This is a genomic window from Streptomyces sp. CAI-85 (assembly GCF_013363615.1).
Taxonomy (GTDB): Bacteria; Actinomycetota; Actinomycetes; order Streptomycetales; family Streptomycetaceae; genus Streptomyces; species Streptomyces antibioticus_B.
The window spans coordinates 1-1,287 of the sequence record NZ_JAANNX010000189.1 but is presented as its reverse complement, the minus strand read 5'-3'; the positions used below and the strand labels follow the sequence as shown (position 1 = coordinate 1,287).

Genomic DNA, 1,287 nt, shown 5'->3' with positions numbered 1-1,287 from the left:
ACCGGAGCCCTTTCCCACATGACGAGCAGCACCGAGACCACCGCCACCACCCCGCAGGTTGCGGTCAACGACATCGGTAACGAGGAAGCCTTCCTCGCCGCGATCGACGAGACGATCAAGTACTTCAACGACGGCGACATCGTCGACGGCGTCATCGTGAAGGTCGACCGGGACGAGGTCCTGCTCGACATCGGTTACAAGACCGAAGGTGTCATCCCGAGCCGTGAGCTCTCGATCAAGCACGACGTCGACCCCAACGAGGTCGTCGCCGTCGGCGACGAGATCGAGGCCCTCGTCCTCCAGAAGGAGGACAAGGAAGGCCGCCTGATCCTCTCGAAGAAGCGCGCCCAGTACGAGCGTGCCTGGGGCACCATCGAGAAGATCAAGGAAGAGGACGGCATCGTCACCGGTACCGTCATCGAGGTCGTCAAGGGTGGTCTCATCCTCGACATCGGCCTCCGCGGCTTCCTGCCCGCGTCTCTCGTCGAGATGCGCCGCGTCCGCGACCTCCAGCCCTACGTGGGCAAGGAGCTCGAGGCGAAGATCATCGAGCTGGACAAGAACCGCAACAACGTGGTCCTGTCCCGCCGTGCCTGGCTGGAGCAGACCCAGTCCGAGGTCCGCCAGACGTTCCTCACGACCCTCCAGAAGGGTCAGGTCCGCTCCGGTGTGGTCTCCTCGATCGTCAACTTCGGTGCCTTCGTGGACCTGGGTGGCGTCGACGGTCTGGTCCACGTCTCCGAGCTGTCCTGGAAGCACATCGACCACCCCTCCGAGGTCGTCGAGGTCGGCCAGGAGGTCACGGTCGAGGTCCTCGACGTCGACATGGACCGCGAGCGTGTCTCCCTGTCGCTGAAGGCGACCCAGGAAGACCCGTGGCAGCAGTTCGCCCGCACCCACCAGATCGGCCAGGTCGTGCCCGGCAAGGTCACGAAGCTGGTTCCGTTCGGTGCGTTCGTCCGCGTGGACGAGGGCATCGAGGGTCTGGTCCACATCTCCGAGCTGGCCGAGCGCCACGTGGAGATCCCGGAGCAGGTCGTCCAGGTCAACGACGAGATCTTCGTCAAGGTCATCGACATCGACCTCGAGCGTCGCCGCATCAGCCTCTCGCTGAAGCAGGCCAACGAGGCCTTCGGTGCCGACCCGGCCACGGTCGAGTTCGACCCGACCCTGTACGGCATGGCCGCGTCCTACGACGACCAGGGCAACTACATCTACCCCGAGGGCTTCGACCCCGAGACCAACGACTGGCTCGAGGGCTACGAGACCCAGCGCGAGGCGTGGGAG

At 65.0% G+C, this 1,287-nt stretch carries 1 protein-coding gene; it reads left to right on the top strand.

What is annotated here, in order from left to right; genetic code table 11:
- Nucleotides 1-18: 18 nt before the first annotated feature.
- Nucleotides 19-1,287, top strand: a 1,269-nt coding sequence (gene rpsA, locus G6W55_RS37665) for a 30S ribosomal protein S1 (RefSeq protein WP_175525066.1), incomplete at its 3' end; no start/stop codon positions are given.